This is a genomic window from Halomonas sp. SIMBA_159, assembly GCF_046536035.1.
Lineage (GTDB): Bacteria > Pseudomonadota > Gammaproteobacteria > Pseudomonadales > Halomonadaceae > Vreelandella > Vreelandella venusta_A.
This window is the reverse complement of record NZ_JAWJBT010000346.1, coordinates 1-285: the sequence shown is the minus strand read 5'-3', so window position 1 is coordinate 285 and position 285 is coordinate 1. Positions and strand designations below refer to the sequence as shown.

The following is a 285-nucleotide window of genomic DNA, read 5'->3' as shown; positions in this document are numbered from 1 at the left end:
GCCAAGCGCTCCAAGGCTTGTTCGCGGTGGGCGTTGTAATCGACGCTGCCTGCCTTGTCTAGCCCAAGCTTGGTGAGGAGCGCTTGGCAGGCTTCTGGGTTGTCAAACAGGCCGTGTAGGTAAGTGCCCATCACTTGACCATCCTCGCTGATGGCCCCATCAAAGTGGGTGCCTACATCGAAGAGTGGCCTGCTCAGGGCGGGGCCTTCGCTAACACCGTTATGCATCTCGTACCCATCTACCTTTGCCTCTTCCCGGACCAACACGGCGCTCAGGTTGCGAAGC

The 285-nt window shown here is 59.3% G+C and carries 1 pseudogene; it reads right to left on the bottom strand.

The window, feature by feature from the left end:
• Positions 1-266 (bottom strand): annotated as a pseudogene (locus R0J87_RS19565) (cobyric acid synthase); the annotation flags it as partial.
• Positions 267-285: the final 19 nt, after the last annotated feature.